Genomic DNA, 25,537 nt, shown 5'->3' on the forward strand with positions numbered 1-25,537 from the left:
CATAAATGCAAAGGGCCGCCCCTTCCCGGAGCGGCCGCTATCACGGGCAGACTTAATGCGTGGCGTGCGTCAGGGCAAGCCGCTCACGCAGCGAGCGCGTGTACGCTCGCGATCGGTTGCAGCGCGTCGAGGAACTGGCGCGCGCTCGCGGCCCAGGTGAAGCGCGCACCCGCTGCCGCACACACGCCGCGGTCGAGCGCCAGCGCGCCGGCGATCGCGGTGGGCAGATCGTCGTGCATCGCCCCCGTCTCCGGCGTCAGCACGTCGACCGGGCCCGCGACCGGATAGGCCGCGACCGGGGTGCCGCAGGCCAGCGCCTCGATCATCACCAGGCCGAACGTGTCGGTCCGGCTGGGAAAGACCAGCGCATCGGCGGCGCGATAGGCGGCGGCCAGATCCTCGCCGAACAGCGCTCCCGGGAAGATGGCTTGCGGATATTGCCGCTCCAGCGCCGCGCGCGCCGGGCCGTCGCCGACCACCACCTTCGTGCCGGGGACATCGGCGGCGAGGAAGGCGGCGATGTTCTTTTCCACCGCGACGCGGCCGACGTGGAGCAGCACCGGGCCCGGCAGCGCCGCCAGACGCGGATGGCGCGGACCGTACGCGGTGAATTCGCGCGCGACGCCGCGGCCCCAGCGGCGCACGTGCGGCAGGCCGTGCGCGTTCAGCGTGCGCTCGATCGTCGGGGTGGAGGCCAGGATCGCCGCCGCGGGGGCGTGGAACCAGCGCACGTAGCGCCAGATCCACGCCGGGTCGGCCCCGGTGCGCGCCGCGACGTAATCGGGGAATTGCGTGTGATAGGCGGTGGTGAAGGGCAGGCGGCAGGTCAGACACCAGCGCCGCGCCGCCAGTCCCAGCGGTCCCTCGGTCGCGATATGCACCGCCTCCGCCCCGAACCGGGCGATGCGCCGGCCGATCGCGGCGGGCGTCATCAGCGCCAGCCGGATTTCGGGATAGGTGGGGCAGGGGAGCGAGCGTATGCCGGCGGGGGACACCACCAGCACCTCATGCCCGTCGCCGCGCAACTCGGCGATGACCGATTCCAGCGTGCGCACGACGCCATTGACCTGCGGCGCCCAGGCGTCGGTGACGATCGCGATCCGCATCACGCGGCCAGCGCGGGCGTGGCGTCGGGGTTGCGCTTCGCGATCTCGTCGGCCCAATGGACGATCTCCATACGGCCGTCGAAATGCTCGACCAGTGCGGTGCAGCCCTCCACCCAGTCGCCGTCGTTGTAATAAGCGATGCCGGCGATCTCGCGCATTTCGGCGGTGTGGATGTGCCCGCACACCACGCCGTCGACGCCGCGCGCGCCCGCGGCCTCCGCCACGATCTCCTCGAAGCGGGAGATGAAGGCGACCGCGTTCTTCACCTTGGCCTTGGCATGCTTGCTGAGCGACCAATAGGGCATGCCGAACCGCCGCCGGATCGCGCTGACCCAGCGGTTGAGCCCCATCAGCAGCGTGTAGGCGGCGTCCCCGACGTGCGCGAGCCAGCGGTGCGAGAGCGTGATCGCGTCGAATTCGTCGCCGTGGAGCACCAGCAGCCGCCGCCCGTCCGCGGTTTCGTGGATCGCCTTGCGCCGGATCTGGATGCCGCCGAAGTCGAGACCCGCGAACTGGCGGAACATTTCGTCGTGATTGCCGGGGATATAGACCATCTTCGTGCCGCGGCGCGCGCGCTTCATCAGCCGCCAGATGACGTCGTTGTGCGCGGCGGGCCAGAAGAACCGCTTCTTCAGCTGCCAGCCGTCGATGATGTCGCCGACCAGATACATCGTGCGGCTGTCGACATGATCCAGGAAGTCGATCAGCAGGTCGGCGTTGCAGCCGCGCGTGCCCAGATGGACGTCGCTGATCCAGACCGTGCGATAGCGCTGGCGTTCCCCGGTCGCGACCTCGGGCCGCTGCGGACGCGACTCGGCGAAGTCGAACAGGTCGGTGACCTCGGCCAGATGGGTGCCGGTGGTTGACTCGAAGCTGGATCGCATGACGCCCTCCCTCGACACCGCCCTATGCCCCGGCGGTGTGACACGGGCATCACGACGGCGTGACGGATGCGCGGCGCAGGCGTGACGGTTTCGCGTCGCGGCGATGGCGACGGCATGACGATCCCGGGGGCGGCGGCGCCGCGGGCGCGGGTTACATCGTCAGCACGATCTTCCCGACATGGTCGCCCGCCTCCATCCGGCGGTGCGCGTCCGCGGCCTGCGCCAGCGGGAAGGTGCGGTCGATCACCGGGCGCAGCTTGCCCGCTGCCGCATGCGGCCAGACGGTGCGCGCGATCTCGTCCGTCACCAGCGTCTTGAACCCGGCGTCGCGTGCGCGCAGCGTCGATCCGGTCAGCGTCAGCCGGCGACGCATGATGTCGAAGATCGGCACCGTCGCGGTCGCCCCGCCCTGTACCGCGATCGAGACATGACGCCCGTCCTCGCCCAGGCACTTCAGGTTGCGCGGGACATAGTCGCCTCCGACCATGTCGAGCACCGCGGCGCAGCCCTTGCCCCCGGTGATCTCCTTCACCCGCTCGACGAAATCCTCGCTGCGGTAGTTGATCGCGTGATCGGCGCCGAGCCGCAGCGCCGCCGCCTTCTTCTCGTCCGAACCGACCGTGACGATGATCTCCAGCCCGAACAGATTGGCGAGCGTGATCGCGGTCGTCCCGATCCCGCTGGTGCCGCCATGGACCAGCACCGTATCCCCCTCGACCGCGAAGGCGCGTTCGAACAGGTTGGTCCAGACGGTGTACAGCGTCTCGGGCAATGCCGCCGCCTCGATCATCGACAAGGCGTCGGGCACCGGCAGGCACTGGCCCGCGGGGGCGACCGCATATTCGGCATAGGCGCCGCCCGCGACAAGCGCGCAGACCGGCTGCCCCATCATCGCCGCGTCCACGCCCTCGCCCAGCCCGATGATCTCGCCCGCGAACTCCAGCCCCAGCGTGGAGGGCGCGCCCGGCGGCGGGGGATAGCCGCCCAGCCGCTGGAGCACGTCGGGTCGGTTGACGCCCGCCGCGGCGACACGGACCAGCACCTCGCCCGGCGCCGGCTGCGGCACCGGCCGCTCGACCGGCACCAGCACCTCCGGTCCGCCGGATGTGTCGGGATCGATCGCCAGCATCGTCGAAGGGCGGTCGGTCATGCGGGGGAAACCTTTTCGGAACAGCAATCGCGGCCTTATTGACTTCGGCAGCGTGGCGGTCAACGCTGTGCCCCATGGACCTGGACGATATCCTGGGGCCACGCCCCGACGATCCGCTGCCCGCGCTGCTGCGCGAGGATCTGGACCGGCTGTCCGTCGCCGAACTGCATGCCCGCATCGCCGCGCTGGAGGGGGAGGTCGCCCGTACCCGCGCCAAGATCGAAGGCGCCGTTAACCATCGCGCAAGCGCCGACGCGCTATTCAGACGGTGAGCGCCGGCGTTCCCGGTCGGGGGCGGTGCCGCCGCCTCCCGCGGGCCGATGCCGTCCAGCTTGATGAAGGGCCTTGCCGTCCCGACATAGGGTCAAGGGCCGCGTGTCCACACGCGTGCCGCCAGGAGTAAACGTCCCATGCCGTCATTCGCCAGCGCCCTAGAGACCACGCTGCACAAGGCGCTGGAGGCTGCGTCCTCGCGTCGCCACGAATATGCCACGCTCGAACATCTGCTGCTCGCGCTGATCGACGACGAACATGCCAGCCAGGTGATGTCGGCGTGCGGGGTGGAGCTGGGCGACCTGCGCACCACCGTCGCGCATTATCTCGACACCGAGCTGGGCGCGCTGAAGGTCGATGCCGCGACCGATCCCTCCCCCACCAGCGGGTTCCAGCGCGTCGTCCAGCGGGCGATCCTGCACGTCCAGTCGTCGGGCCGCGACGAGGTGACCGGCGCCAACGTGCTGGTCGCGCTGTTCAGCGAGCGCGAGAGCTACGCGGTCTATTTCCTCCAGCAGCAGGACATGAGCCGGCTGGATGCGGTGAGCTTCATCAGCCACGGCGTCGGCAAGGGCGCCGCGGCCGGTTCGGAGGCGCCCGCGGTCAAGGGCGCGGCCGAGGAGGAGAAGAAGGAAAAGCCGGTGGACGGCAAGAAGGGCGAAAGCGCGCTCAAGCAGTTCACCGTCGACCTGAACGAGAAGGCGAAGATCGGCAAGGTCGATCCGCTGATCGGGCGCTCGGCCGAGGTCGATCGCACCGTCCAGATCCTGTGCCGCCGCAGCAAGAACAACCCGCTGTATGTCGGCGATCCCGGCGTCGGCAAGACCGCGATCGCGGAAGGACTGGCGCGCAAGATCGTCGAGGGCGACGTGCCCGACGTGCTCAAGGAAGCCGTGATCTACTCGCTCGACATGGGGGCGCTGCTCGCGGGCACGCGCTATCGCGGCGATTTCGAGGAGCGACTGAAGGCGGTCGTCAACGAGCTGGAGAAGCTGCCGCATGCGGTGCTCTTCATCGACGAGATCCATACGGTGATCGGCGCCGGCGCGACCAGCGGCGGCGCGATGGATGCGTCCAACCTGCTGAAGCCCGCGCTGTCGGGCGGCACGATCCGCTGCATCGGCTCGACGACCTACAAGGAATTCCGCAATCACTTCGAAAAGGATCGCGCGCTATTGCGCCGGTTCCAGAAGATCGACGTCAACGAGCCGACGATCGAGGACACGATCAAGATCCTGGCCGGGCTGCGCAGCGCGTTCGAGGATCACCACAAGGTGAAGTACACCCCGGACGCGATCAAGAGCGCGGTCGAGCTCAGCGCGCGCTACATCAACGACCGCAAGCTGCCCGACAAGGCGATCGACGTGATCGACGAGGTGGGCGCGATGCAGATGCTTGTGGCCCCCAGCAAGCGCAAGAAGACGATCACCGCCAGGGAGATCGAGCAGGTCATCGCGACCATGGCGCGCATCCCGCCCAAGAGCGTGTCGACCGACGACAAGAAGCAGCTGGAGACGCTGGAAACCGACCTGAAGCGCGTCGTCTTCGGGCAGAATGCGGCGATCGAGAAGCTGGCGAGCGCGATCAAGCTGGCGCGCGCGGGCCTGCGCGAGCCGGAGAAGCCGATCGGCAACTATCTCTTCACCGGCCCGACCGGCGTCGGCAAGACGGAGGTGGCCAAGCAGCTGTCGACGATCCTGGGCATTCCGCTCCAGCGGTTCGACATGTCCGAATATATGGAGCGCCATTCGGTCAGCCGGCTGATCGGCGCGCCCCCGGGCTATGTCGGGTTCGACCAGGGTGGCCTGCTGACCGATGCGGTCGACCAGAATCCGCACTGCGTGCTGCTGCTGGACGAGATCGAGAAGGCGCACCCCGACCTGTTCAACATCCTGTTGCAGGTGATGGACAACGGCCGCCTGACCGATCAGCACGGCAAGACGGTCGACTTCCGCAACGTCATCCTCATCATGACGACCAATGCGGGCGCGGCCGACATGGCGCGCGAGACGATCGGCTTCGGCGCGCTGACGCGGGAGGGCGAGGACGAGCAGGCGGTGCAGAAGATGTTCTCGCCGGAGTTCCGCAACCGCCTCGACGCGATCGTCCCGTTCGGCTATCTGCCGCCGGACGTCGTGGCGCGCGTGGTCGACAAGTTCATCCTCCAGCTGGAGCTGCAACTGGCCGACCGCGACGTCCATATCAAGCTGGACGACGAATCGAAGGCGTGGCTGACGGAGAAGGGCTACGACAAGCTCTATGGCGCGCGTCCCATGGGCCGCCTGATCCAGGAGAAGATCAAGCAGCCGCTGGCCGAGGAGTTGCTGTTCGGCAAGCTGGTCCATGGCGGCGAGGTGACGGTGAAGATGAAGGACGGCGCGCTCGCCTTCGCGATCGAGCCAGCCGCGCCCAAGAAGCCGGGCAAGAAGAAGGGCGGCAAGGCCGCACCGGCGGAGGCCGGCTGACCGGCCCGGCCGCGCGTCGGGAGGATCATTTGGGGCGCGGGCCGGGTGGCGACACCCGGCCCGTCGCGTGTCGGGCGGAGGCGGCGGTGCGGGCAATGGTTTTCGTTAACCCTCTTTTACGCCGGCTGGGCTAGTCCTTTCAAATGGTTCCGGGAATCGCGGCACGCCTGATGATGGCGCTGGGGGTGATGCTCGCCTTCGTCGTCGCTGTGCCCGCGGCGCAGGCGGATGCCGGGCGCGCGCTGGCCACCTGCATCCGCCCGATCCGGTCCGGCGATAGCGCCGCCGCGATCATCGCGCGTCCCGCCGGTTTCGATTGTTCGGGGGATCAGAAGCACTGGGGATCCGGGGATTTCTGGGTAGTGTCGCAGCCGCTGCCCGCGGATGCCGGGGGGCTGGTCCGCTCGCTGAGCCTCTATCAGCAATCGGCGACGCTCCATGTCCGCTATGCCGACGGGACGATCCGTACCCGGCGCTTCGACCATGGCGATGCGTGGCGCCATCTGAAACTGGGGTCGGTGTTCCAGCTGGCGATCCCGCAGCATGCGGCGCGGCCCGTGCGGCTGCTGTGGGAGATCAGGGGCGCGGCCAATACCCGCGGCATCCTGCTCAGCCCGCATATCGCGACGGTGGAGGAGGCGCAGACCCGCGAGGTGACGCTGGCGGCGCTCTATGCGGCGTTCGGTGGAATCTGCCTGTCGCTGCTGGTGTCGAACGTCGCGCTGTGGCGGTCGCTGCGTCACGGCTTCCGGCTGCCGTATTGCGCGATGGTCGCCACCCTGCTGCTCTACGGTCTCAGCACGTCGGGCGTGCTGGGCCCGATGCTGCGGATGGACAACAACCTGCGGCTGAAGATCAACATGGTCCTGCTCGCGCTGACGCTGACCTTCGCGCTCGGCTTCGCACGATCGTTCTTCGGATCGCCGGTGCTGTCGCGCCGCATGCGGCAGGTGGCGAACGTGGTGACCGGGCTGCTGGTGGCGGCGGCCTGCGCCTTCGCGGTGCTGATGCCGTGGCAGGCGGTCCTGCTGGATCGATTGGCCGTCGTCACCTTCGGGATGGCGCTGACGCTGGTCGTGCCGGTGCTGTGGGGGGCGTGGCGCGCCGGTGTGCCCTATGTCCGCGGGTTCGCCCTCGCCTGGGCGATCCCGGTCGTCGTCGCGGGGCTGCGGATCGTGCAGGCGCTGGGGCTGGTCGGCTGGAACTTCTGGCTCGACAACTCCACGCTGTTCGCGATGGTGATGGAGGCGACCACCAGCTCGATCGTGATCGCATGGCGGATCAGGCTGGTCTCCGAGGAGCGCGATGCGGCGCGCGAAAAGGAATCGCAGGCGCTGCGGCTGGCGGATCGCGACCCGCTGACCGGGCTGCTCAACCGACGCGCGCTGCTGCGCGAGGTGCTGGCGAGCGGCGGGGTTTCCCCGCGGGTGCTGGTCCTGGTCGACATCGACCACTTCCGTCAGGTCAACGATGCGCTGGGGCATGACGGCGGCGACGAGGTGCTGCGCGTGTTCGCGGCGACGCTGCAGAACGCCGCGCCGGCGGACGCCCTGGTCGCGCGGCTGGGCGGCGAGGAGTTCGCGGTCATCTCTCCGTCGCAGACGACGGTCCTGCCCGACCGGCTGCTCGACGCCATCCGCGGCGCACGGATGCCGTTCGACCTGCGCGTGACCGCATCGCTGGGCAGCAGCATCGGCTATCTGGAGACGGAGGGCGACTGGACGCGGCTGTACCGCGAGGCCGATCGCGCACTGTACGTCGCCAAGAATGCCGGCCGCGACCGGGCGCGCTGGGCGCAGGCCGCCTGACGAACCCCCTGTCGCCGGCGCCGCAATCGGGTTAGGATCGCGGTGGACGCCACAGCCGAAACACCTCGCCATGACGCCTACGCCCCCGGAGCTTCGTCGTCGCCGCCTGGCACTGGCGCTGATGACGTTCGGTGTCCTGATCGTATCGCGGCTGCATGACGAGCCCATGATCGGTACCCTGTCCTTCTCGTTCGATGCGGGGCGTCTGCCGCAGGTGGAGGCGTCGCCGACGCCGCTGGTCGCCACGGTCGCCGGACTGCTGGTCGAGGGGGCGCAACGCCTGATCCGGTAACGCTTGCCGTCCACGGCCGCCTTGCTTACAGCCGTGTCAATGACGCACGACGACGCCTGGCGTAACGCCTATCGCCACCCCGTTCCCTGGGACCAGGCGTTCGCGCCGCAGTCGATGTCGGCACTGTTCGAGGACGCGACCGCGCGCTTCTTGCAGCGCCCCGCGATCGAATTCATGGGCCGCCGTTATTCCTATGCCGAGCTGGCCGATGCCGCACGGCGCGTCGCCACCGGGCTGGCGCGGATGGGCTATGGCAAGGGCGATCGGATCGGGTTGTTCCTGCCCAACGTGCCGCACTATCTCGCGGCCTATTACGGCGCGCTGTGGCTGGGCGCCACGGTCGTCAATTTCTCGCCGCTCTACACCGTCGACGAGCTGTGCCATCAGGTCGAGGATTCGGGCACGCGGCTGCTGGTGACGCTGTCGGCGAAGCAGCTGCTGCCCACCGCGCTGGCGGTGCTGGAGAAGAGCGGGCTGGAGCGCGTGGTGGTCGGCTCGGTCGCCGGCGCGCTGCCGCCGGCCAAGGCGCTGCTGTACCGCCTGTTCAAGCGCGGCGAGACGGCGCCGCGGCCGGACGACGCGCGCGTCACCGCCTTCTCCGCGCTGATCGACAATGCGGGCGATCAGCCGCGCGCCGAGGTCGATCCGCTGCGCGACGCCGCGCTGCTGCAATATACCGGCGGCACGACCGGCGTGCCCAAGGGTGCGGTGCTGACCCACGCCAATATCGCCGCCAACGCGCGGCAGGTGGCGATGCTCGACCCCCACGTCGCCGCGCACGACCGCATCCTGGGCATCCTCCCGCTGTTCCACGTCTTCGCCAATACCTGCGTGATGAACCGCACGATCGTCGCGGGTGGCGAGATCGTGCTGCTGCCGCGGTTCGAGGCCGGGCAGGCGCTGGCGACCATCGCGCGGACGCGGCCCACCTCGCTGCCCGGCGTGCCGACCATGTACCGCGCGCTGCTCGATCATCCCGCGCTCGCGACCACCGACCTGACGTCCCTGCGCACCTGCATCTCCGGGGGCGCACCGCTGGCGGCGGAGTTGAAGGAACGGTGGGAGGCGACGACCGGCTCGACGCTGGTCGAGGGCTATGGACTGTCCGAATCGAGCGGCGTGCTGAGCGTCAATCCGTACGAGGGGTTGCAGAAGCCCGGGACGATCGGTCAGCCGCTGCCCGGCACCCGCCTCCGATTGGTCGACAAGGAGGACCCGTCGCGGGACGCACCGCCGGGCGAGCCGGGTGAGATCGTCGCCGCCGGACCCCAGATCATGGCCGGTTACTGGAATCGCCCCGATGCCGATGCGGACACGTTCGTCGTCGATGCGCACGGCTGGCGCTGGCTGCGGACCGGCGACGTCGGGACGATCGATGCGGACGGCTATGTCGCGATCGTCGACCGGCTGAAGGACATGATCGCGGTCGGCGGGTTCAAGGTCTTCCCCAGCCAGATCGAGGCGATCCTGTACCACCACCCCGCGGTGCGCGAGGCGCTGGTCATCGGCATGCCCGACCCGTACCGCGGCGAGGTGCCGCGTGCCTATGTCAGCCTCACGCCCGGGGCGGAAGGGGAGGGCGCCGCGATCCGCGACTGGCTGAACCCGCAGCTGGGCAAGCACGAGCGCGTCGACGCCGTCGTGGTGCGTGACGCGCTGCCCAAGACGATGATCGGCAAGCTGAGCCGCAAGGACCTGATCCTGCAGGTGCAGGAGGAAGCGCGCCAACCGCTTCCTTGACCGGCCTGACCCTGCGTCGCATAGCGCGGACATGGAGCAGGACATCGAAGAATTGTCGTTCGAGGCCGGTCTGCGCGAGCTGGAGGCGATCGTCGCGCGGCTGGAATCGGGCGACACCCCGCTGGAGGAAGCGATCCGGCTCTACGAGCGCGGCAGCGTGCTGCGCGCGCGCTGCGCCGAGCGGCTCGACGCGGCGCAGGCGCGGATCGAGGCGATCCGGCTGGGACCGGACGGCAAGCCTGCGGGCGTCCAGCCGTTCGCCGCCGGATGAGCATCACCGCTGCCGCCAGTCCGGCGTTGAAGGCCGCCCTCAAGGAAGTGTCGGCCGAGATGGACCGCCGCTTCGACGCGCTGCTGAGGGTGCCCGACGATGCGCGCGCGCCGCTGTACCAGGCGATGCGCCATGCCGCGATCGGCGGGGGCAAGCGGCTGCGCCCGCTGCTGGTCTTCGCCACCGCACGGCTGTTCGACGTGTCGCGCGATGCCGCGGGGCGGGTCGCGACCGCGCTGGAGGCGATCCACGTCTATTCGCTGATCCATGACGATCTGCCCGCGATGGACGACGACGACATGCGCCACGGCAAGGCGACCGTCCACAAGGCGTTCGACGAGGCGACCGCGATCCTGGCGGGCGACTGCCTCCATGCGCTGGCGTTCGAGGTACTGGCGGACCCGGCGACGCATGCCGATCCGTTCGTGCGGGCGGAGCTGATCGCGGACCTGGCGCGCGCGTCCGGCCCGTCGGGGATGGCGGGCGGGCAGGCGATGGACCTGGCCGCGGACGGTGCGAAATTCGATCTCGGCACCGTCACCCGGCTGCAGCAGATGAAGACCGGCGCGCTGATCGCGGCGGCGGTCGAGGCCGGCGCGATCCTGGGGCGGGTCCCGCCCGAGGGGCGCCGGCATCTGCGCGGTTATGCGCACGATCTGGGGCTGGCGTTCCAGATCGTCGACGACCTGCTCGACGTCGAGGGCGACGAACAGCTGGCGGGCAAGAAGCTGCGCAAGGACGGCGAGCAGGGCAAGGAGACGTTCGTCTCGCTGCTGGGCGTCGAGCGCGCGCGACAGCAGTCGCAGATGCTGGTCGACCAGGCGATCGACCACCTGCGCTCCTATGGCCCGGAGGCCGACCTGCTGCGTGCGATCGCGCGCTTCGTGACCGACAGGCGAGGATGAAGACGGCATGACCACGACACCCCGCATCGGCGTCTATCCCGGCACGTTCGATCCCGTGACGCTGGGCCATATGGACATCATCCGCCGCGGCGCGAAGCTGGTCGACCGGCTGGTCGTCGGGGTCACCACCAACGCCAGCAAGTCGCCGATGTTCTCGCTCGACGAACGGATGGCGATGGTGCGGCGCGAGGTGGAGACGATCGGCGGCGACATCCGCGTGGTCAGCTTCGATGCGCTGCTGATGAAGTTCGCCGAGCGCGAAGGCGCCAGCGTGATCGTGCGCGGGCTGCGCGCGGTCGCGGACTTCGAATATGAATATCAGATGGCGGGGATGAACCAGCAGCTGAACGATCGCATCGAAACCGTCTTCCTGATGGCCGACGTCAGCCTGCAACCGATCGCGTCGAAGCTGGTGAAGGAGATCGCGCTCTTCGGCGGCGAGATCGCGAAGTTCGTCAGCCCGGCGGTGCGTGCCGAGGTGGTGGCGCGCGTCGAGAAGATCGGCCGGCGGGGCGACTGATCCCTGCCTGGATGCCCGGACGGCCGGCGCCATTCAGTTTGGCGCAAGCGCGGATTTGCTCTAGGAGCGCCTGGTTCATCCTGCTCGCGAAAGTCCCGATGCGTCCCTTCGCCCTGCTTGCCGCCGTCGTCGCGGCCTTCGTTGCCACCCCCTTGCTCGCGCAGGCGGCCGCCCCGACGCCGGCCCCCGCCGCGATCGACAAGGAGAACGTCTGGCTGCTCGACCTGTCGAGCGGCGGGCGGGTCGAGATCCTGCTGCGCCCCGATGTCGCGCCGAAGATGGTGGAGCGGATCAAGACGCTGACGCGGCAGCATTTCTACGATGGTCTCGTCTTCCACCGCGTGATCGACGGCTTCATGGCGCAGGGTGGCGACCCGCGTGGTGACGGCACGGGGGGCAGCACGCTTCCCGACCTGCCGGCGGAGTTCAATTACCTGCCGCACGTCCGCGGCGCCGTCGCGGCGGCACGGGCGGAGAAGGAAGACAGCGCGAACAGCCAGTTCTATATCGTCCTCCAGCCGCGGCTCCAGCTCGATCGCAAATATACCGTGTTCGGCCGCGTGATGTCGGGCATGCCCGCGGTCGATGCGATCCAGCGCGGCGAGCCGCCGGCGAACCCGACGCGGATCCTCCACGCCTATATCGCGAGCGACAATCCGCCCGCCTATATGCCCGCCCCCGCGCCGACGCTCGCCCCCGCGACGCTGCCGACGCTGCCGACCGGCAAGGCGCCCGCTCCGCCACGGAAGCGCGCGCCCAGGCGCTGATCCGCGGCATGAACGTCGACCTCTTCGACTTCGCGCTGCCAGCGGAGCGGATCGCGTTGCGCCCGGCGTCCCCGCGCGATGCGGCGCGGATGCTGGTGGTGACGCCCGGCGGCGTGTCCGACCGTCACGTCGGCGACCTGCCGTCTCAGCTGCGCAGGGGCGACCTGCTGGTGTTCAACGATACCCGCGTCATTCCGGCGCAGCTGGAGGGGACGCGCGGCGACGCCCGCATCGGCGCGACGCTCCACAAGCGCGAAGGGCCGCGCCGCTGGCGCGCCTTCATCCGCAACGGGCGCCGCCTCCGCCCCGGCGATGCGATCGATTTCGGTCGCGAGGTGAGCGCGATGGCGCTCGACCGCGGCGACGATGGCAGCTGGGCGCTCGAGTTCGCGGGCGACGATCCGGTCGAGCTGCTGCTGGAGCGCGCCGGGCGAATGCCGCTGCCGCCCTATATCGCGGGCAAGCGCGCGACCGACGCGCGCGATGCCGACGATTACCAGACCATGTTCGCGAGCGAGCCCGGTGCGGTCGCCGCCCCGACCGCGGCGCTCCACTTCACGCCGGCGCTGATGGCGGCGCTGGCGGCGGAGGGGATCGACCATGCGACGCTGACGCTGCACGTGGGGGCGGGAACGTTTTTGCCGGTCAAGGCGGAGGATACCGCGGACCACCGCATGCACGCCGAATGGGGCCGTATCGACGCCGCGACGGCCGAGCGTCTCAACGCGACCCGGGCCGCGGGTGGCCGGCTCGTCGCGGTGGGCACGACGTCGCTGCGGCTGATCGAGAGCGCCACCGGCGAGGACGGCGTCGTGCGGCCGTTCGATGGCGATACCGCGATCTTCATCACCCCTGGCTACCGCTTCCGCGGCATCGACGGGCTGATGACGAACTTCCACCTGCCGCGGTCGACGCTGTTCATGCTGGTCTCCGCGCTGATGGGGCTGGACGCGATGCAGGCGGCGTACGCGCATGCCATCGCGGAGGGATACCGCTTCTACTCCTACGGCGACGCGTCGCTGCTGCTGCCGTAGGGGGAGCGGCGCCGTCCGGCGACGCTCCCGCCCGGTTCAGCGGCTGCACGCGCGCGGATTGTCGGTGCGGGCGACGGCATTGCCCGCCAGCGCACCGGCGCCCGCACCGATCACCGTCCCCAGCGTGCGGTCCCCGCGACGGTCGATCGTCCGGCCCAGCAGGCCACCCGCGATCGCGCCGACCACCGTGCCGACGGTGCCGTCCTGGCACCGGCGGTCGCGGTAGCGATAGCGCGCATCGCGGTCGTCGCCGCGGCGGTCGTATTCGGCATAGCGCGGGCCGCGGTTCCAGCCATCGCGATAGGCGCGGTCGTGATCGCGGTAGCCGTCATCGTCATAGCCGCGCGCATCGTAGCGGTCGCCGTAATAATAATCCTGCGCCTGCGCCGCGACCGGCATCATGGCGGTGGTCGCCAGTGCCATCGATCCCAGGGCGATCGACATCGACTTCAGCATGTTCGTGCTCCACCATACGCAGCGTGGCACCACCGCCACGACCCGCCGGTGGTAGAAGCCGTTGCGTGAGCGGGTTCTGAATACCCCGTTATCACGCGTTCAGGGACGCATCCGCCAGCCGTCGCGCCTGCGCGTAGAGCAGCGTCGCCAGCCCGGCGAACACCGCGATGCCGAGCAGCAACGGCGCGACGCCCGCGCCGGAGAACAGCGCGAGCGGCGCGTCGGTGCCCGCCTCGTAGACGATGCCGGCGAAGACGACGTTCCACAGGCTTTCGCCCACGATCATCCCCGTCGCGGTCAGCACGCCGAGCCGCCGGGCACTTTCCGCATCGCGGCGGCGGTCGGCCCAGCGGTCGTAGAGATGCCCGACGACCGCACCGACGACGACGGTCAGCGTCGCCGCCATCGGCAGGTAGATGCCGAGCCCGACCCCCAGCGGCGGCAGCCGCATCCGCCCTGCGCGGCCCAGCGCCTCGTCCGCCACGATCGCCAGCGCGCCCACCGCCGCGCCCCAGCCGATCATCGTCCAGTTGAGATCGCCGCCCAGCACCCCCTGCGCCAGTGCGGAGATCAGCGCCGCCTGCGGTGCGGGCAGCGCATTGGGCCCGGCGCCCGGCATCCCGGCAAAGCCGAAGGACGTGTAGAGAAGCTGCATCACCGGCGGGACGACCAGCGAGCCGAAGCCGACGCCGATCACCAGCGCGACCTGTTGCTTCCAGGGTGTCGCACCGACCAGCTGCCCGGTCTTCAGGTCCTGGAGGTTGTCGTTCGAGATGGTCGCGATGCCGAAGACGATCCCGGTGACGATCAGCGCATAGGCGACCAGCGCCGAGGCCTGGGCCGGATCGCCCGCTGGGCGACCGAACCAGCCCACCAACATCAGCGACGAGGCGATGACCGCCAGGATGCCGATCCCCGACACGGGCGAATTCGACGCCCCGATCAACCCGGCCATATACCCGCACACCGCCGCGATCACGAGCCCGATGACGAGGATGAAGATCAGGCTGGCGGCGATCAGCAGCAGTTCCGCCCCCGCCAGCGGTCCGCCCGCGACGACATGGTGGAGCAGGATCGCGATCGGCACCAGCATCGCCAGTGCCCCGCCCGCGACGATCGCGAAGGGCAGGTCCCGCTCCTCCAGCGCCGTCGCCTCGCCCGGCGCCCTGCGGCTGCCGGCGAGCGAGGCGCGCAGGCCGCCGACGACCGGCCCCGCTATCCGCAACAGCGTCCAGATCGCGGCGACGCCGATCACGCCCGCGCCGAAGAAGCGCACGTCGTTGCGGAAGACGGTGTTGGCCCATTGCGCCACGTCGCCCGCCTGCGGCGCCGCCGCGGTCAGGATCGGCAGCACGACCCACCACCCGATCGCCACCCCCGTCAGGATCGCCATGCCGGCCGACAGCCCGATCAGGTGGCCTGCGCCCAGCAGCGCGAAGGACAGCCCGCCGACAAAGCCCGTCGCGCCGCCGCCGACGCGGAAGAAGGTCGCCGCCTCCGCCGCGACGATCCTGGTCTGGGTCAGGATCGCGAAGCCGGCGGAGGCCAGCGTGCTGGTAACGATCGCGCGCATGCCGCGCGCGCTGTCGGCACCGCCCTGTCGGCTTTCCTCGCCCACTTTCAGCACCTCGGCCGCGGCGCGTCCCTCGGGATAGGGCAGGTCGGTGTCGACCACGAGCGCGCGGCGCAGCGGCACGGAGAACATCACCCCCAGCACGCCGCCGGTCGCGGTGATCGCCGCGGTCGTGACGAAGGGGAAGCCCTGCCAATAGCCGACCATGACCAGTCCGGGCAGCACGAAGATGATCGCCGCGAGCGTCCCGGCGGCGGAGGCCACCGTCTGGACGATGTTGTTTTCCAGGATCGACGAGCCGCGAAACGCGCGCAGCACCGCCATTGAGATCACCGCCGCGGGGATGGACGTGGCGAAGGTCAGCCCGATCTTCAGCCCCAGATAGACGTTGGCGGCGGTGAACAGCAGCGTGATCGCCCCGCCCAGCAGGATGCCGCGCAGCGTCAGTTCGGCGGGGGAGGCGGATGGTCGCGAAGCAATAGGGGTGGACATGCCGCGAGCGTGGCACAGTTGCGCCGGGGCGGGAAGCGGGAGGATATCGATCCAGGAAGCTGGGCCGGGGGGAGCGAATCCGGCGTCGCTCACCCCCGTCTGGCCGCTATGGCCGGTCCTACCGGCGACATCCCATCCTGCGCGCTGATCTGTTTTCGGGTGCGAGCGAATGGTCGATAGACCAGCGCGGGACCAAAAAAAAGGCCGGGCAGGGCCCGGCCGAAAAGTTTTTAGGAGAGGATGCCTGAAAGGCACACTCCTTGTGCATCGCAGCACGTTTCTGTGCAAGTGCAATATGCATCGATTGCGGATGCAAAGCGTGCAACTGTATCGATCCGGGCCCATCTCGACACATGATGGCGAACCGCCTAACCGGGCCGCCTGACAGGAGGCGGGAATGGCGGACGCGTTGCGGGTGGCTTTGGCAGGGCTGGGGACGGTGGGCGGCGGCGTCATCCGCGTGCTGGACGCCAATCGCGACCTGATCGCGCGCCGTGCGGGCCGCCCGATCGAGGTCGTCGCGGTGTCCGCGCGCGATCGCGCCAAGGACCGCGGCGTCGATCTGACGCGTTTCGACTGGATCGACGATACCGCGTCGATGGCGGACGTCGATGCCGATGTCGTGGTCGAGCTGATCGGCGGATCCGATGGTCCCGCGCTCGCGCTGGCGCGTCGCACGCTGGCATCGGGCAAGGGGCTGGTCACCGCGAACAAGGCGCTGCTCGCGCATCACGGGCTGGAGCTGGCGCGCGTCGCCGAGGCCAACCGGGCGCCGCTGAAGTTCGAGGCCGCGGTGGCGGGCGGTATCCCGGTCATCAAGGGGCTGCGCGACGGTGCGGCGGCGAACGTGATCGCGCGCGTCTACGGCATCCTGAACGGCACCTGCAATTTCATCCTGTCGAAGATGGAGGCGGAGGGGCGCGACTTCGCCGAGGTTCTGGCGGAGGCGCAGGCCCTCGGCTTCGCGGAGGCCGATCCGTCGTTCGACATCGATGGCGTCGATGCCGCGCACAAGCTGTCGATCCTGGCGAGCGTCGCGTTCGGCACGGCACCCGCGTTCGGCGAGGTCGCGATCTCGGGCATCCGCCATCTGCTGGCGGCGGACATCGCGGAGGCGGCGGCGCTCGGCTATCGGATCCGCCTGGTCGGCGTGGCCGAAGCGGGGGCAGCCGGCCTGCTGCAGCGCGTCCACGGTCATCTGGTGCCGACCGACCATCCGCTGGCGAACGTGACCGGCCCGACCAACGCGGTGGTGGCGGAGGGCGACTTCGTCGGCCGGCTGCTGTTCCAGGGCGCGGGTGCAGGCGAGGGGCCGACCGCCAGCGCGGTGATCGCCGACCTGATCGACATCGCCCGCGGAGAATTCGGCGCTCCCTATGCCATGCCGGCGGATGCGCTGGCGCCCGCGAACAAGGCGGATGGCGGCGAACGGCGCGGCCGTGCGTATCTGCGCTTCGCGGTGCCCGACCGCGTCGGCGTGCTGGCGGAACTGGCGGCGGCGATGCGCGATGCCGGCGTGTCGATCGAGAGCCTGATCCAGCGCGGCGCGCAGTCCGACGGCAACGTCCTGGTCGTGATCGTCACGCACGAGGGGCCGGAGCGCTGCGTCGCGGGTGCGCTGGAGCGGCTGCGCGGGTCGCAGAGCGTGATCGGCGAGCCGATGTGGATGCCGATCCTCGCCTGATCCCGGGCGGTCGTGTCAGGGGGAAACGCGCCCGGTCATGACGGGATCGTCGATCGGAATGGCGACGCGGTTGCCCTTGTCGGGACGGCGGCGGAAGAGCTTCGCCGCGCCTTTCCCGGCGTCGACCACCAGCCGGCCGGTGCTGGTGCCTTCGCCGGGGTCCTCGCAACAGCTGCCGGGCGCGACCAGCCGCTGGACGCCGCGAATGAGCACGGTCCCCATCCCCAGAATGTCGACGCCGGTCTGACAACCGCGCGCGACCGTGGCGCAGGGCGTGTTTTCGGCCGCGAGCGCGCCAGTGCCCGTCATGCTGCGGTTGACCGGAACGGCATCGGGGGAGATCGCCTCGTCCGGTAAGGGAAGCGACTGCGCCGGCAGCGGATCCGCGCACACCACGATCTCGTCATCCGCACGCTGCCGCGTACAGGGCTGGTTCGCCACCGGCGCCAGGATCGAGAAACGTGCCGGCACTGGCGGAGCGTGAGCGGTTGCCGCCTGCAACAGGATCGCCGCGAGCATCATCGCGTCAACCTGCCCGCAGGCGGGAGGGCCGTCAACGCTACGGCTTCAGCGCGGCGTCGTCGCGGTCGTCGAGGTCGCCATCCTCCGCGACGGCATCGTCGTCGAAATCTTCCTGCAACTCGTCCTCGGCGACATCGGCTTCGTCCTGTTCGACGGTCGCGTCGGTCACGCCGGTTTCGGTATCGGTCAGGTCGAGCTCGTCCTCGCTCTCCTGTTCGTCATCCTCGCCCATGTCGGGATCGAGGTCGACGATGATCGTCCCGTCGCTCGGCCCGTCGCGGGTCGCCTCCAGGATTTCGGCGCGCTGGCTCTCGTCATAGCCGTCCTCGTCGTAACCGTCGTCGCCCGAACCATGGCCATGGATATGCTGACCGCCCATGATGAACCTCCTGCTGGGTGGGCGAGGAACGGCAGACCGACGCGCGCGGTTCCGTGGCGCGGCTGGCGCACCGCGTGCGGAACCCCTATCTGTCGGGCGACAGTGAACAGGATCGCATGATGCTCGATTCCCCCGCCGCCCAGGTTCCGACGCTGAGCCTGAAGGATCAGGACAGCGACCCCGACGCCTTCGCGGCGGCGCTCGGCGGGTCGTTCGAACGCTTCGGTTTCGCGATCGTCGCCGATCACGGCGTGCCGCAGCCCCTGATCGACCGCGCGTGGCGGGAAACGGCCGAGCTGTTCGCGCTGCCGGAAGAGGAGAAGCGCGGCTATCATGTCGCCGGGGGCGGCGGCGCGCGCGGCTACACACCGTTCAAGACCGAAATCGCCAAGGACGCACGCCACGTCGACCTGAAGGAATTCTGGCACGTCGGCCGCGAACTGCCCGCGGGGCGCCGCTATGCCGACGAGATGCCCGCCAACGTCTGGCCCGCGCGGCCGGAAGGGTTCAGGGATACGTTCCTCGAACTGTTCTCGGCGTTCGATCAGGCCGGCGACCGGCTGCTGTCGGCCATCGCGCGGCATCTGGGGCTGGCCCCGAACTGGTTCGATCCCGCGGTGAAGGACGGCAATTCCGTGCTGCGCCTGCTCCATTACCCGCCGATCCCCGCCGATGCGGAGGGCGTGCGTGCCGGCGCGCACGAGGACATCAACCTCATCACGCTGCTGCTCGGGGCGGAAGAGGCGGGGCTGGAACTGCTCGATCGCGCGACCGGGCAATGGCTGGCGGTCAAGCCGCCGGAGGGGGCGATGGTCGTCAACGTCGGCGACATGCTCCAGCGGCTGACCAACCACGTGCTCCCGTCGACGACGCACCGCGTCGTCAATCCGCCGCCCGAGCGTCGCGGCCATTCGCGCTATTCCATGCCGTTCTTCCTGCATCCCGCGCCCGATTTTCTGATCGAGACGCTGCCGCAGACGATCACGGCGGAGAACCCCGACCGCTATCCGCAGCCGATCACCGCCAACGGCTATCTGCGCGAGCGGCTGATCGAGATCGGGCTCATCAAGCCGTGACCCGCGGCATCGTCGACGGCGACGTCCGTATCGCGCACGACGGCGTCGTGCCGGGCATCGTCGGCGGGTCGGTGATCGTCGCCGCGGGCTGTCGCGTCGAGGTGAGCGGGATCGTCGAGGGTGACGTGGTGGCCGAACCGGGCGCGCGGGTGCTCGTGTCTGGCATCGTCAGCGGCGAGGTACGCGCGCTCGGCGATGCCGCGGTCGAGGTGACCGGCATCGTCGGCTGATGCGGGGCGGCGAACCGCGCAGACCCTGATCCCTTCCAACTGAAGCACCTCCCCGGCGCAGGCAGGAGCCCAGTTGGGAAGGCTTGGGTGAGGAAGTCAGCAACGGATCACCAGCGCTGCCCAACTGGACCCCGGCCTTCGCGGGACTTTTGCAAAATGGCTGCAGCAGTGCCGCGTACCGGCCGTGCTCCTGCGCAGGCAGGAGCTCAGGGTCAGGCAGAACAACGCCTGTAGGGGCCGGCAACCCTGGGCTCCTGCCTGCGCAGGAGCACGGTGGAGACTTTTGCAAACGTCCCGCCTTCGCCGGGGAGGCGGTTGCGGCCGGTTCAAGCCGCGTCGATCAAACTCTAGCGCCGCAGCAGGCCGCCCAGGACGCCGCGCACCACCTGGCCCAACAGCCCGCCGCCGCTCTTGCCGCGTCCCGATCCCAGCACGGCCTTCGTCACCTCGTTCGCGACGCTGCGGCCGATCGCGGAGGAGGCGGAGCGGGTGGCGGAGGTCATCGCCTTGTTCCACGGGTTGTTCGCCGCCTCCCGCTCGGCGGCACGGCGCGCGCGCTCGTCCTCGCGCGCCTGCCGGTCGGCATCGCGCTGCGCGGCGATATGGGCGCGCTCCGCCTCCTTCGCCGCTCTGGCCTGCTCCTTCGCGGCGAGCGCAGCCGCCTTTTCCGCGTCGTCCCGAGCGCGGGCGGCGGCCAGCGCGGCGGCGGCCTCGTGCGTCTTGGCGGCGAGCAATTCCTCCGCCGATTCGCGATCGACGACGGTGTCGTACTTGGCGCCAATGCGGTCGGTCTGGATCAGGACGCGGCGCTCGTCGGCGGTGACCGGGCCGACGCGGCTCGCGGGCGGGCGGATCAGCGTGCGCTCGACGGGGGCGGGGGCGCCGTCGCGCTGGAGCAGCGACACCAGTGCCTCGCCCGTCTTCAGCTCGGTGATCGCGCTGGCGACATCGACCGCGGGGTTGGCGCGGAACGTGTCGGCGGCGGCGCGCACCGCCTTCTGGTCGCGCGGGGTGAAGGCGTTCAGCTTGTGCTGGATACGATTGCCCAGCTGGCCGGCGACCTTGTCGGGGATGTCGATGGGGTTCTGCGTGATGAAATACACGCCCACCCCCTTCGAGCGGATCAGGCGGACGACCTGCTCCACCTTCTCCATCAGCGCCTCGGGTGCGTCGTCGAACAGCAGATGCGCCTCGTCGAAGAAGAAGCACAATGTCGGCTTCTCGGGATCGCCGACCTCGGGCAGATGCTCGAACAGTTCGGAGAGCAGCCAGAGCAGGAAGGTGGCGTAGAGTTTCGGCGCGGCCATCAGTCTGTCGGCGGCCAGCACGTTCACGATGCCGCGTCCCCGCTCGTCGGTGCCGAGGAAGTCGTCGAGCTCCAGCGCGGGTTCGCCGAAGAAATTGCCCGCTCCCTGCGAGCGGAGCTGGAGCAGCGCGCGCTGGATCGCGCCGATCGACTGTCGGGAGACGTTGCCGTAGGTGGTGGTCAGTTCCTCCGCCCGCTCCGCGCAATGCGCCAGCATCGCCTGGAGGTCGTCGAGGTCGATCAGCAGCAGCCCCTCCGCATCGGCGACGTGGAAGGCGATGGTCAGGACGCCCTCCTGCACCTCGTTCAGTCCCATCAGCCGCGCGAGCAGCAGCGGCCCCATTTCGCTGACGGTGGTGCGGACGGGGTGGCCCTGCTCGCCGTAGAGATCCCAGAACTGGACCGGCGTATCGGCGTAGCGCCAGTCGGTATCGCCGATATCGGCGGCGCGCGCGGCGAAGGCGGCGTGGGTCTTCGCGGCGGGCGAGCCGGCGAGCGCCAGGCCGGAGAGGTCGCCCTTCACATCGGCGACGAAGCAGGCGACCCCGGCCGCGGAGAATCCCTCCACCACGCCTTGCAGCGTCACGGTCTTGCCCGTGCCGGTCGCACCCGCGATCAGGCCGTGGCGGTTGGCGCGGCGCAGGTCGAGCCGTTGCGGCGCCGTTCCGCCCGCGCCCGCGCCGATGAAGATGCTGCCGTCGTCGCCCATGCCCGGTCCCTCCGCTGGCGGGACCTTAAACCGCGGAATGCCGCACGTCATCCCGAACCGACGCCGTCATGCCGGGCCTGTCCCGGCATCCAGGGTCCAGCGCACCTTACGACGATCGGTGCGCGGAACCCTGGACCCCGGAACAAGTCCGGGTTGACGGGTGCGTGCGGCAGGCGATCAGCGGATCTTGACGGGGACGAAGACGCCGCTGGTCCGCTGGCGGGTGATGTTCAGCAACACCTGCGGACGGCCCGCCGCCTTCGCCGCGGCGACGACGCGCGCGACATCCGCGGCGGTACGGACCGGCTGCGAGTTGATCGACGAGATGACGTCGCCGCGCTTCAGCTTCTGCCCGGCGTCGCTCGACGGATCGACCGATCCGACGACCACGCCCTGCACCGTCGAATCGACGCCCACCTGACGCGCGATCTGCGGGGTCAGCGGCTGGACGGTCACGCCCAGCGAGCTGGGCGCCGTCGCCTCGTCGCCATCGTCGGGCAGCGGGCCGTCGTCGTCGCCCGTGCCGGTCAGCGAGGCGAGCTGATCCTCCGACGGACGCGTCGATACCGTGGCGGACAGCGTCGTCGGCCTGCCGTCGCGGATGACGTTCATCCGGATCGTCGAGCCGGGGGCGGCATTGGCGACCAGATAGGACAGGGTCCGATCCGGGGTCACCGCCTGGCCGTTGATCTGCGTCACCACGTCGCCCGCGCGCAGGCCGGCCTTCGCGCCGGGGCCGCCCGGCTCGACCCGGCCGATGATCTCGCCCTGGTTCTTGGGCAGGCCGAGCGCGGCGGCGATATCGTCGGTCACCGGCTGGATGCCGACGCCCAGATAGCCGCGCTGGACCTTCTGACCCTTCATCAGCGTATCGATGATTGGACGCGCCTCACTGGCGGGGATCGCGAAACCGATGCCGATGTTGCCGCCCGACTGCGAATAGATCTGGCTGTTGATGCCGATCACGTCGCCGCTCATGTTGAACATCGGGCCACCGGAATTGCCCTGATTGATCGCGGCGTCGGTCTGGATGAAGCTGTCGAACGGGCCGTTGCCCGTCGCGCGGTGCACCGCCGAGACGATACCGGCCGTCACCGTACCCCCGAGCCCGAACGGCTGGCCGATCGCGACCACCCAGTCGCCCACGCGCGCCTTCGTCGAATCGCCCAGCCGGACGAACGGGAGCGGGGTGGAGGATTCGATCTTCAGCACCGCCAGGTCGGAGGTGGGATCGCGGCCGATCAGCTTCGCCTTGTATTCCTTGCGGTCCTGCAAGGTGACGGCGATCGACTCCACGGTCGCGCCGCGGGCCGCGGGGGCGATGACGTGATTGTTGGTGACGACATAGCCGTCGGCCGAGATCAGGAAGCCCGAGCCGAGCGATTGCCCCTCGCGCGTGACGGGTGCGCCGCCACCGCCGCCGCCGAACTGGCCGAACAGCTCGCCGAAGGGCGTGCCGGCGAAGGGGTTCGCCTGCTGCTGGACGGTCACCTTCTGCGTGGTGGAAATGTTGACGACCGCGGGCTGCAGCTTCGCGACCATATCGGCGAAGCTCATCGGTGCGCCGACCCGCGGCGCGGCGGCGTTGATCGCGCCGGGCTCGTTCTGCGCGACCTGCGCGGTCGCCGGGTTCTGCAGCGTCAGCGACGCCGCCGTGCCGCCGAGAAGGATGGCGCCGGTAAGGGCGTAAGCATACCGCACTTTCTTCATGTCCTCTCAATCACCCGTCATAAAAGGGGAACGACGCGTCGCACTGTGGCTGTCGTGCGATGAACGCCGATTGAATATGAACGCCCGACAACGCCATTCTGTCCGTGGCCGGTCCGGCCGATCTCGCCCCCGATGTTTGCGAAGTCAGCGCCCACGGCCAGTGAATTCGCGCAGATAGGCGTTGTTCGGGCTGAGGATGACGTTCGTCGACCCCTCCGGACGTGGCCCGCCATCGGCGCCGAAAGTATGCCGATAGCTCTGCATCGCGCGGTAGAAGTCGTAGAAGTCGGCATCCTTGCTGAAGGCATCGGCATAGATGCGCGCGGCCTGCGCGTCGGCCTCGGCCCGGACGATCTGCGCCTGCTTCTGCCCCTGCGCGCGGATCGTGTTCGCCTCCTGCTGACGGGCGGTGCGCATCCGCTGGAGCGCGCTGTCGAGCGGGCTGCCCTCCGGCAGGTCGGCATGCTTGATGCGGACGTCGACGATCTCCGCCCCGTACTGGCGTGCGTAGCGCTGGAGCGAGGCCTGGATCGCGTCCATCACGCGGCCGCGCTCCGGGCTGAGCAGCATCGAGAAGGGCACCTTGCCCAATTCGTTGCGCAGCGCGGTGCCGAGCAGCGGGCGCAGCTGATCGGCGACGCGCTCCTCCGTGTTCGACGTGCTGCCGGTCGAGGTCACCGCGCGCAGCGGATCGACGATGCGGAAGCGCGCGAAGGCATCGACGTTGAGCCGCAGCTGGTCGGTCGACAGCACCAGCGTGTTGTCGAGATCGGCGTCGAGCACGCGCTTGTCGATCCACACGATCTTGTCGACGAACGGGATGCGCGCGATCACGCCCGCGCCGGTGCGGCCGATGACCTGCCCCGGCTGCCACTGGTTGACCAGCCGCACCGGATTGTTGAGCCGCAGGACGACCGCCTGCTGCGTTTCCGGCACGATCGCGAAGGTCGCCGCGGCAAGGATGACGAGCACCAGCGCCAGCAGGCCGGCGGCGACGGGGTTGCGCAACCAGTGCGGCATCAGCGCTGCCCCCCCTGCGGCTGGGCCTGCGCGGGCGCGGGCGCGTCGGCCTGCTCGCCCGGTTCGGGCAGCTTGCGCAGGCGGTCCAGCGGCAGATACGGCGTCACGCCCGGCACTTCCACGATCGTCTTGTCGGTCCTGGCCAGCACGGCCTCCATCGTCTCATAATACATGCGGCGGCGCGTCACCTCGGGGGCGAGGCGATATTGTTCGTACACCTGGTCGAAGGCGGAGGCCTCACCCTGCGCGCGCGCGATCACCTGCTGCGAATAGCTGCGCGCGTTGTTGAGGTTGCCGACCGCCTCCTGCTGCGCGGCGGTGACGGCGTTGAAGTCGTCGGCCAGCTGCTGCGGCGCGGAGGCCTGCTTGATCGACACGCCCTGCACGCGCACGCCCGCCTGATAGCTGTCGAGGATCTGCTGCATCATCTGCGCCACGCGCGCCTCGATCGTGGTGCGACCCGCGCCGATCGCCTCGTTGAGCGTCGTCGTCGCCAGCACCGCGCGCATCGCGCTTTCGGCGGTGGCGCGCACGGTCTGCTGCGGATCCTTGATCTCGAACACGTAGTTGCGCGCATCCGATACGCGCCAGCGGACGGTATAGGCCAGGTCGATGATGTTCTGATCGCCGGTCAGCACCATCTCGCCGCCGTCCTGCGGGAATTCGTCGGTGCGGACCTGCTCCACGTCGACCTTCACCACGTTGACGAAGGGCGCAGGCAGGGTGAGGCGGATGCCCGGCTCCAGCTCGCCCGAATAGCGGCCGAGATAGGTGACGACGCCGCGCTGCTGCGGGCCGATCTGATGCACCGAGGTGAAGATGACCCACAGCCCGACCAGCAGGGCCGCGCCGATCAGCCACAGGGCGCGCGCGTTCGCGCCCAGCGGCAGCTGCGGCCCGCCGCCGCCCCCGCCACCGCCGAACCCGCCGCCACCGCCGCGCGCCTTCTTCAGGAAATCGTCGAGCGCGGTCGGCCGGGCGGTGGAGCGCTTGCCGCCGGGCGGCACCGCCCACGGATTGCGCGGGCCGGCATTGTCGTCGTTACCGCCCCCCCACGGGCCATTCGAATTGTCGGCAGCAAGGATGATCGGGCGCCGGAGCCAGCGTCGCAGGATGGTCATGACGTCTTTATAGGTGTCGCGGTGACGAAAAACAGTGGCAAGGC

The 25,537-nt window shown here is 69.7% G+C and carries 24 protein-coding genes; 13 read left to right on the forward strand and 11 right to left on the reverse strand.

Annotation, left to right across the window (positions count from 1 at the left end):
- Positions 1-83 precede the first annotated feature (83 nt).
- The 3 genes from PGN23_RS03920 to PGN23_RS03930 all read right to left on the reverse strand — a co-directional run bounded on the left by PGN23_RS03920 (position 84) and on the right by PGN23_RS03930 (position 3,140).
- The gene (locus PGN23_RS03920; RefSeq protein ID WP_335302072.1) at positions 84-1,106 is read right to left on the reverse strand and encodes a glycosyltransferase family 4 protein; all 1,023 of its coding nucleotides are present in this window, start codon (positions 1,104-1,106) and stop codon (positions 84-86) included.
- Positions 1,106-1,990: a UDP-2,3-diacylglucosamine diphosphatase gene (locus tag PGN23_RS03925; protein WP_335301528.1), complete on the reverse strand. Its 885-nt coding sequence runs from the start codon at positions 1,988-1,990 to the stop codon at positions 1,106-1,108. Before PGN23_RS03925 ends, PGN23_RS03920 begins: the two co-directional genes overlap by 1 nt.
- Positions 1,991-2,141: 151 nt before the next feature.
- Positions 2,142-3,140 (reverse strand): NAD(P)H-quinone oxidoreductase, encoded by a 999-nt coding sequence (locus PGN23_RS03930; RefSeq protein ID WP_335301529.1) that lies wholly within the window; start codon positions 3,138-3,140, stop codon positions 2,142-2,144.
- A 74-nt stretch (positions 3,141-3,214) separates the two neighbouring features.
- Here PGN23_RS03930 and PGN23_RS03935 point away from each other — a divergent pair, with 74 nt between their 5' ends.
- The 10 genes from PGN23_RS03935 (at position 3,215) to queA (ending at position 13,215) form a co-directional block, all read left to right on the forward strand.
- Complete coding sequence (locus PGN23_RS03935) at positions 3,215-3,412, forward strand: DUF1192 domain-containing protein (protein WP_335301530.1); 198 nt, start codon at positions 3,215-3,217, stop codon at positions 3,410-3,412.
- Positions 3,413-3,550: 138 nt separating this feature from the next.
- Positions 3,551-5,878, forward strand: a complete 2,328-nt coding sequence (clpA, locus tag PGN23_RS03940) for an ATP-dependent Clp protease ATP-binding subunit ClpA (protein WP_335301531.1) — start codon at positions 3,551-3,553, stop codon at positions 5,876-5,878.
- 170 nt (positions 5,879-6,048) lie between these two features.
- On the forward strand, positions 6,049-7,686 hold the full coding sequence (locus PGN23_RS03945; RefSeq protein ID WP_335301532.1) for a sensor domain-containing diguanylate cyclase: 1,638 nt from the start codon (positions 6,049-6,051) through the stop codon (positions 7,684-7,686).
- A 70-nt stretch (positions 7,687-7,756) separates the two neighbouring features.
- Positions 7,757-7,978, forward strand: a complete 222-nt coding sequence (locus PGN23_RS03950) for a hypothetical protein (RefSeq protein ID WP_335301533.1) — start codon at positions 7,757-7,759, stop codon at positions 7,976-7,978.
- A gap of 39 nt (positions 7,979-8,017) precedes the next feature.
- Positions 8,018-9,718 carry a long-chain-fatty-acid--CoA ligase gene (locus tag PGN23_RS03955; RefSeq protein WP_335301534.1) on the forward strand — a complete coding sequence of 567 codons (1,701 nt, stop codon included), beginning with the start codon at positions 8,018-8,020 and terminating at the stop codon, positions 9,716-9,718.
- 31 nt (positions 9,719-9,749) lie between these two features.
- Positions 9,750-9,989 carry an exodeoxyribonuclease VII small subunit gene (locus tag PGN23_RS03960; protein ID WP_335301535.1) on the forward strand — a complete coding sequence of 80 codons (240 nt, stop codon included), beginning with the start codon at positions 9,750-9,752 and terminating at the stop codon, positions 9,987-9,989.
- Positions 9,986-10,894, forward strand: a complete 909-nt coding sequence (locus PGN23_RS03965) for a polyprenyl synthetase family protein (protein ID WP_335301536.1) — start codon at positions 9,986-9,988, stop codon at positions 10,892-10,894. The genes PGN23_RS03960 and PGN23_RS03965 overlap by 4 nt, the downstream gene beginning before the upstream one ends.
- A 7-nt stretch (positions 10,895-10,901) precedes the next feature.
- Positions 10,902-11,414, forward strand: a complete 513-nt coding sequence (coaD, locus tag PGN23_RS03970; RefSeq protein ID WP_335301537.1) for a pantetheine-phosphate adenylyltransferase — start codon at positions 10,902-10,904, stop codon at positions 11,412-11,414.
- A 98-nt stretch (positions 11,415-11,512) separates the two neighbouring features.
- Positions 11,513-12,181 carry a peptidylprolyl isomerase gene (locus PGN23_RS03975; RefSeq protein WP_335301538.1) on the forward strand — a complete coding sequence of 223 codons (669 nt, stop codon included), beginning with the start codon at positions 11,513-11,515 and terminating at the stop codon, positions 12,179-12,181.
- 8 nt (positions 12,182-12,189) lie between these two features.
- Positions 12,190-13,215 (forward strand): tRNA preQ1(34) S-adenosylmethionine ribosyltransferase-isomerase QueA, encoded by a 1,026-nt coding sequence (gene queA / locus PGN23_RS03980; protein ID WP_335301539.1) that lies wholly within the window; start codon positions 12,190-12,192, stop codon positions 13,213-13,215.
- Between the two features lie 36 nt (positions 13,216-13,251).
- Here the strand turns inward: queA and PGN23_RS03985 are convergent, their stop codons facing one another.
- Positions 13,252-13,671 (reverse strand): glycine zipper 2TM domain-containing protein, encoded by a 420-nt coding sequence (locus PGN23_RS03985; RefSeq protein WP_443019716.1) that lies wholly within the window; start codon positions 13,669-13,671, stop codon positions 13,252-13,254.
- A gap of 91 nt (positions 13,672-13,762) precedes the next feature.
- Positions 13,763-15,736 carry an OPT family oligopeptide transporter gene (locus PGN23_RS03990; RefSeq protein ID WP_335301541.1) on the reverse strand — a complete coding sequence of 658 codons (1,974 nt, stop codon included), beginning with the start codon at positions 15,734-15,736 and terminating at the stop codon, positions 13,763-13,765.
- 397 nt (positions 15,737-16,133) lie between these two features.
- Here PGN23_RS03990 and PGN23_RS03995 point away from each other — a divergent pair, with 397 nt between their 5' ends.
- Positions 16,134-17,420: a homoserine dehydrogenase gene (locus PGN23_RS03995; RefSeq protein WP_335301542.1), complete on the forward strand. Its 1,287-nt coding sequence runs from the start codon at positions 16,134-16,136 to the stop codon at positions 17,418-17,420.
- Positions 17,421-17,435: 15 nt separating this feature from the next.
- On the opposite strand, the gene PGN23_RS04000 is transcribed toward PGN23_RS03995, so the two are convergent.
- Together PGN23_RS04000 and PGN23_RS04005 are read right to left on the reverse strand one after the other, a co-directional pair.
- Positions 17,436-17,939: a hypothetical protein gene (locus PGN23_RS04000; protein WP_335301543.1), complete on the reverse strand. Its 504-nt coding sequence runs from the start codon at positions 17,937-17,939 to the stop codon at positions 17,436-17,438.
- 40 nt (positions 17,940-17,979) lie between these two features.
- Positions 17,980-18,321, reverse strand: a complete 342-nt coding sequence (locus PGN23_RS04005) for a DNA primase (protein WP_335301544.1) — start codon at positions 18,319-18,321, stop codon at positions 17,980-17,982.
- 119 nt (positions 18,322-18,440) lie between these two features.
- Here PGN23_RS04005 and PGN23_RS04010 point away from each other — a divergent pair, with 119 nt between their 5' ends.
- Both PGN23_RS04010 and PGN23_RS04015 read left to right on the forward strand, forming a co-directional pair.
- Positions 18,441-19,397, forward strand: a complete 957-nt coding sequence (locus PGN23_RS04010) for an isopenicillin N synthase family dioxygenase (protein ID WP_335302073.1) — start codon at positions 18,441-18,443, stop codon at positions 19,395-19,397.
- A complete protein-coding gene (locus PGN23_RS04015; RefSeq protein ID WP_335301545.1) occupies positions 19,394-19,627 on the forward strand; it encodes a hypothetical protein in 234 nt (77 codons plus the stop codon). The genes PGN23_RS04010 and PGN23_RS04015 overlap by 4 nt, the downstream gene beginning before the upstream one ends.
- 347 nt (positions 19,628-19,974) lie before the next feature.
- On the opposite strand, the gene PGN23_RS04020 is transcribed toward PGN23_RS04015, so the two are convergent.
- From PGN23_RS04020 to hflK, 4 genes are all read right to left on the reverse strand, one after another.
- Complete coding sequence (locus PGN23_RS04020) at positions 19,975-21,642, reverse strand: helicase HerA-like domain-containing protein (protein WP_335301546.1); 1,668 nt, start codon at positions 21,640-21,642, stop codon at positions 19,975-19,977.
- 177 nt (positions 21,643-21,819) lie between these two features.
- Positions 21,820-23,343, reverse strand: a complete 1,524-nt coding sequence (locus PGN23_RS04025) for a Do family serine endopeptidase (protein WP_335302074.1) — start codon at positions 23,341-23,343, stop codon at positions 21,820-21,822.
- 153 nt (positions 23,344-23,496) lie between these two features.
- Positions 23,497-24,372: a protease modulator HflC gene (gene hflC, locus PGN23_RS04030; RefSeq protein ID WP_335301547.1), complete on the reverse strand. Its 876-nt coding sequence runs from the start codon at positions 24,370-24,372 to the stop codon at positions 23,497-23,499.
- Entirely contained in the window at positions 24,372-25,493 is a 1,122-nt protein-coding gene (gene hflK / locus PGN23_RS04035; protein ID WP_335301548.1) for a protease modulator HflK, read from the reverse strand. Before hflK ends, hflC begins: the two co-directional genes overlap by 1 nt.
- Positions 25,494-25,537 lie beyond the last annotated feature (44 nt).

The organism is Sphingomonas adhaesiva (assembly GCF_036946125.1).
GTDB lineage: Bacteria > Pseudomonadota > Alphaproteobacteria > Sphingomonadales > Sphingomonadaceae > Sphingomonas > Sphingomonas adhaesiva_A.

What these genes read in the sequence shown, in the direction of transcription:
- PGN23_RS03920 (WP_335302072.1), bottom strand. Translation starts at nt 1,106, where the DNA reads ATGCGGATCGCGATCGTCACCGACGCCTGGGCGCCGCAGGTCAATGGC.
- PGN23_RS03925 (WP_335301528.1), bottom strand. Translation starts at nt 1,990, where the DNA reads ATGCGATCCAGCTTCGAGTCAACCACCGGCACCCATCTGGCCGAGGTC.
- PGN23_RS03930 (WP_335301529.1), bottom strand. Translation starts at nt 3,140, where the DNA reads ATGACCGACCGCCCTTCGACGATGCTGGCGATCGATCCCGACACATCC.
- PGN23_RS03935 (WP_335301530.1), top strand. Translation starts at nt 3,215, where the DNA reads ATGGACCTGGACGATATCCTGGGGCCACGCCCCGACGATCCGCTGCCC.
- clpA (WP_335301531.1), top strand. Translation starts at nt 3,551, where the DNA reads ATGCCGTCATTCGCCAGCGCCCTAGAGACCACGCTGCACAAGGCGCTG.
- PGN23_RS03945 (WP_335301532.1), top strand. Translation starts at nt 6,049, where the DNA reads ATGATGGCGCTGGGGGTGATGCTCGCCTTCGTCGTCGCTGTGCCCGCG.
- PGN23_RS03950 (WP_335301533.1), top strand. Translation starts at nt 7,757, where the DNA reads ATGACGCCTACGCCCCCGGAGCTTCGTCGTCGCCGCCTGGCACTGGCG.
- PGN23_RS03955 (WP_335301534.1), top strand. Translation starts at nt 8,018, where the DNA reads ATGACGCACGACGACGCCTGGCGTAACGCCTATCGCCACCCCGTTCCC.
- PGN23_RS03960 (WP_335301535.1), top strand. Translation starts at nt 9,750, where the DNA reads ATGGAGCAGGACATCGAAGAATTGTCGTTCGAGGCCGGTCTGCGCGAG.
- PGN23_RS03965 (WP_335301536.1), top strand. Translation starts at nt 9,986, where the DNA reads ATGAGCATCACCGCTGCCGCCAGTCCGGCGTTGAAGGCCGCCCTCAAG.
- coaD (WP_335301537.1), top strand. Translation starts at nt 10,902, where the DNA reads ATGACCACGACACCCCGCATCGGCGTCTATCCCGGCACGTTCGATCCC.
- PGN23_RS03975 (WP_335301538.1), top strand. Translation starts at nt 11,513, where the DNA reads ATGCGTCCCTTCGCCCTGCTTGCCGCCGTCGTCGCGGCCTTCGTTGCC.
- queA (WP_335301539.1), top strand. Translation starts at nt 12,190, where the DNA reads ATGAACGTCGACCTCTTCGACTTCGCGCTGCCAGCGGAGCGGATCGCG.
- PGN23_RS03985 (WP_443019716.1), bottom strand. Translation starts at nt 13,671, where the DNA reads ATGCTGAAGTCGATGTCGATCGCCCTGGGATCGATGGCACTGGCGACC.
- PGN23_RS03990 (WP_335301541.1), bottom strand. Translation starts at nt 15,736, where the DNA reads ATGTCCACCCCTATTGCTTCGCGACCATCCGCCTCCCCCGCCGAACTG.
- PGN23_RS03995 (WP_335301542.1), top strand. Translation starts at nt 16,134, where the DNA reads ATGGCGGACGCGTTGCGGGTGGCTTTGGCAGGGCTGGGGACGGTGGGC.
- PGN23_RS04000 (WP_335301543.1), bottom strand. Translation starts at nt 17,939, where the DNA reads ATGCTCGCGGCGATCCTGTTGCAGGCGGCAACCGCTCACGCTCCGCCA.
- PGN23_RS04005 (WP_335301544.1), bottom strand. Translation starts at nt 18,321, where the DNA reads ATGGGCGGTCAGCATATCCATGGCCATGGTTCGGGCGACGACGGTTAC.
- PGN23_RS04010 (WP_335302073.1), top strand. Translation starts at nt 18,441, where the DNA reads ATGCTCGATTCCCCCGCCGCCCAGGTTCCGACGCTGAGCCTGAAGGAT.
- PGN23_RS04020 (WP_335301546.1), bottom strand. Translation starts at nt 21,642, where the DNA reads ATGGGCGACGACGGCAGCATCTTCATCGGCGCGGGCGCGGGCGGAACG.
- hflC (WP_335301547.1), bottom strand. Translation starts at nt 24,372, where the DNA reads ATGCCGCACTGGTTGCGCAACCCCGTCGCCGCCGGCCTGCTGGCGCTG.
- hflK (WP_335301548.1), bottom strand. Translation starts at nt 25,493, where the DNA reads ATGACCATCCTGCGACGCTGGCTCCGGCGCCCGATCATCCTTGCTGCC.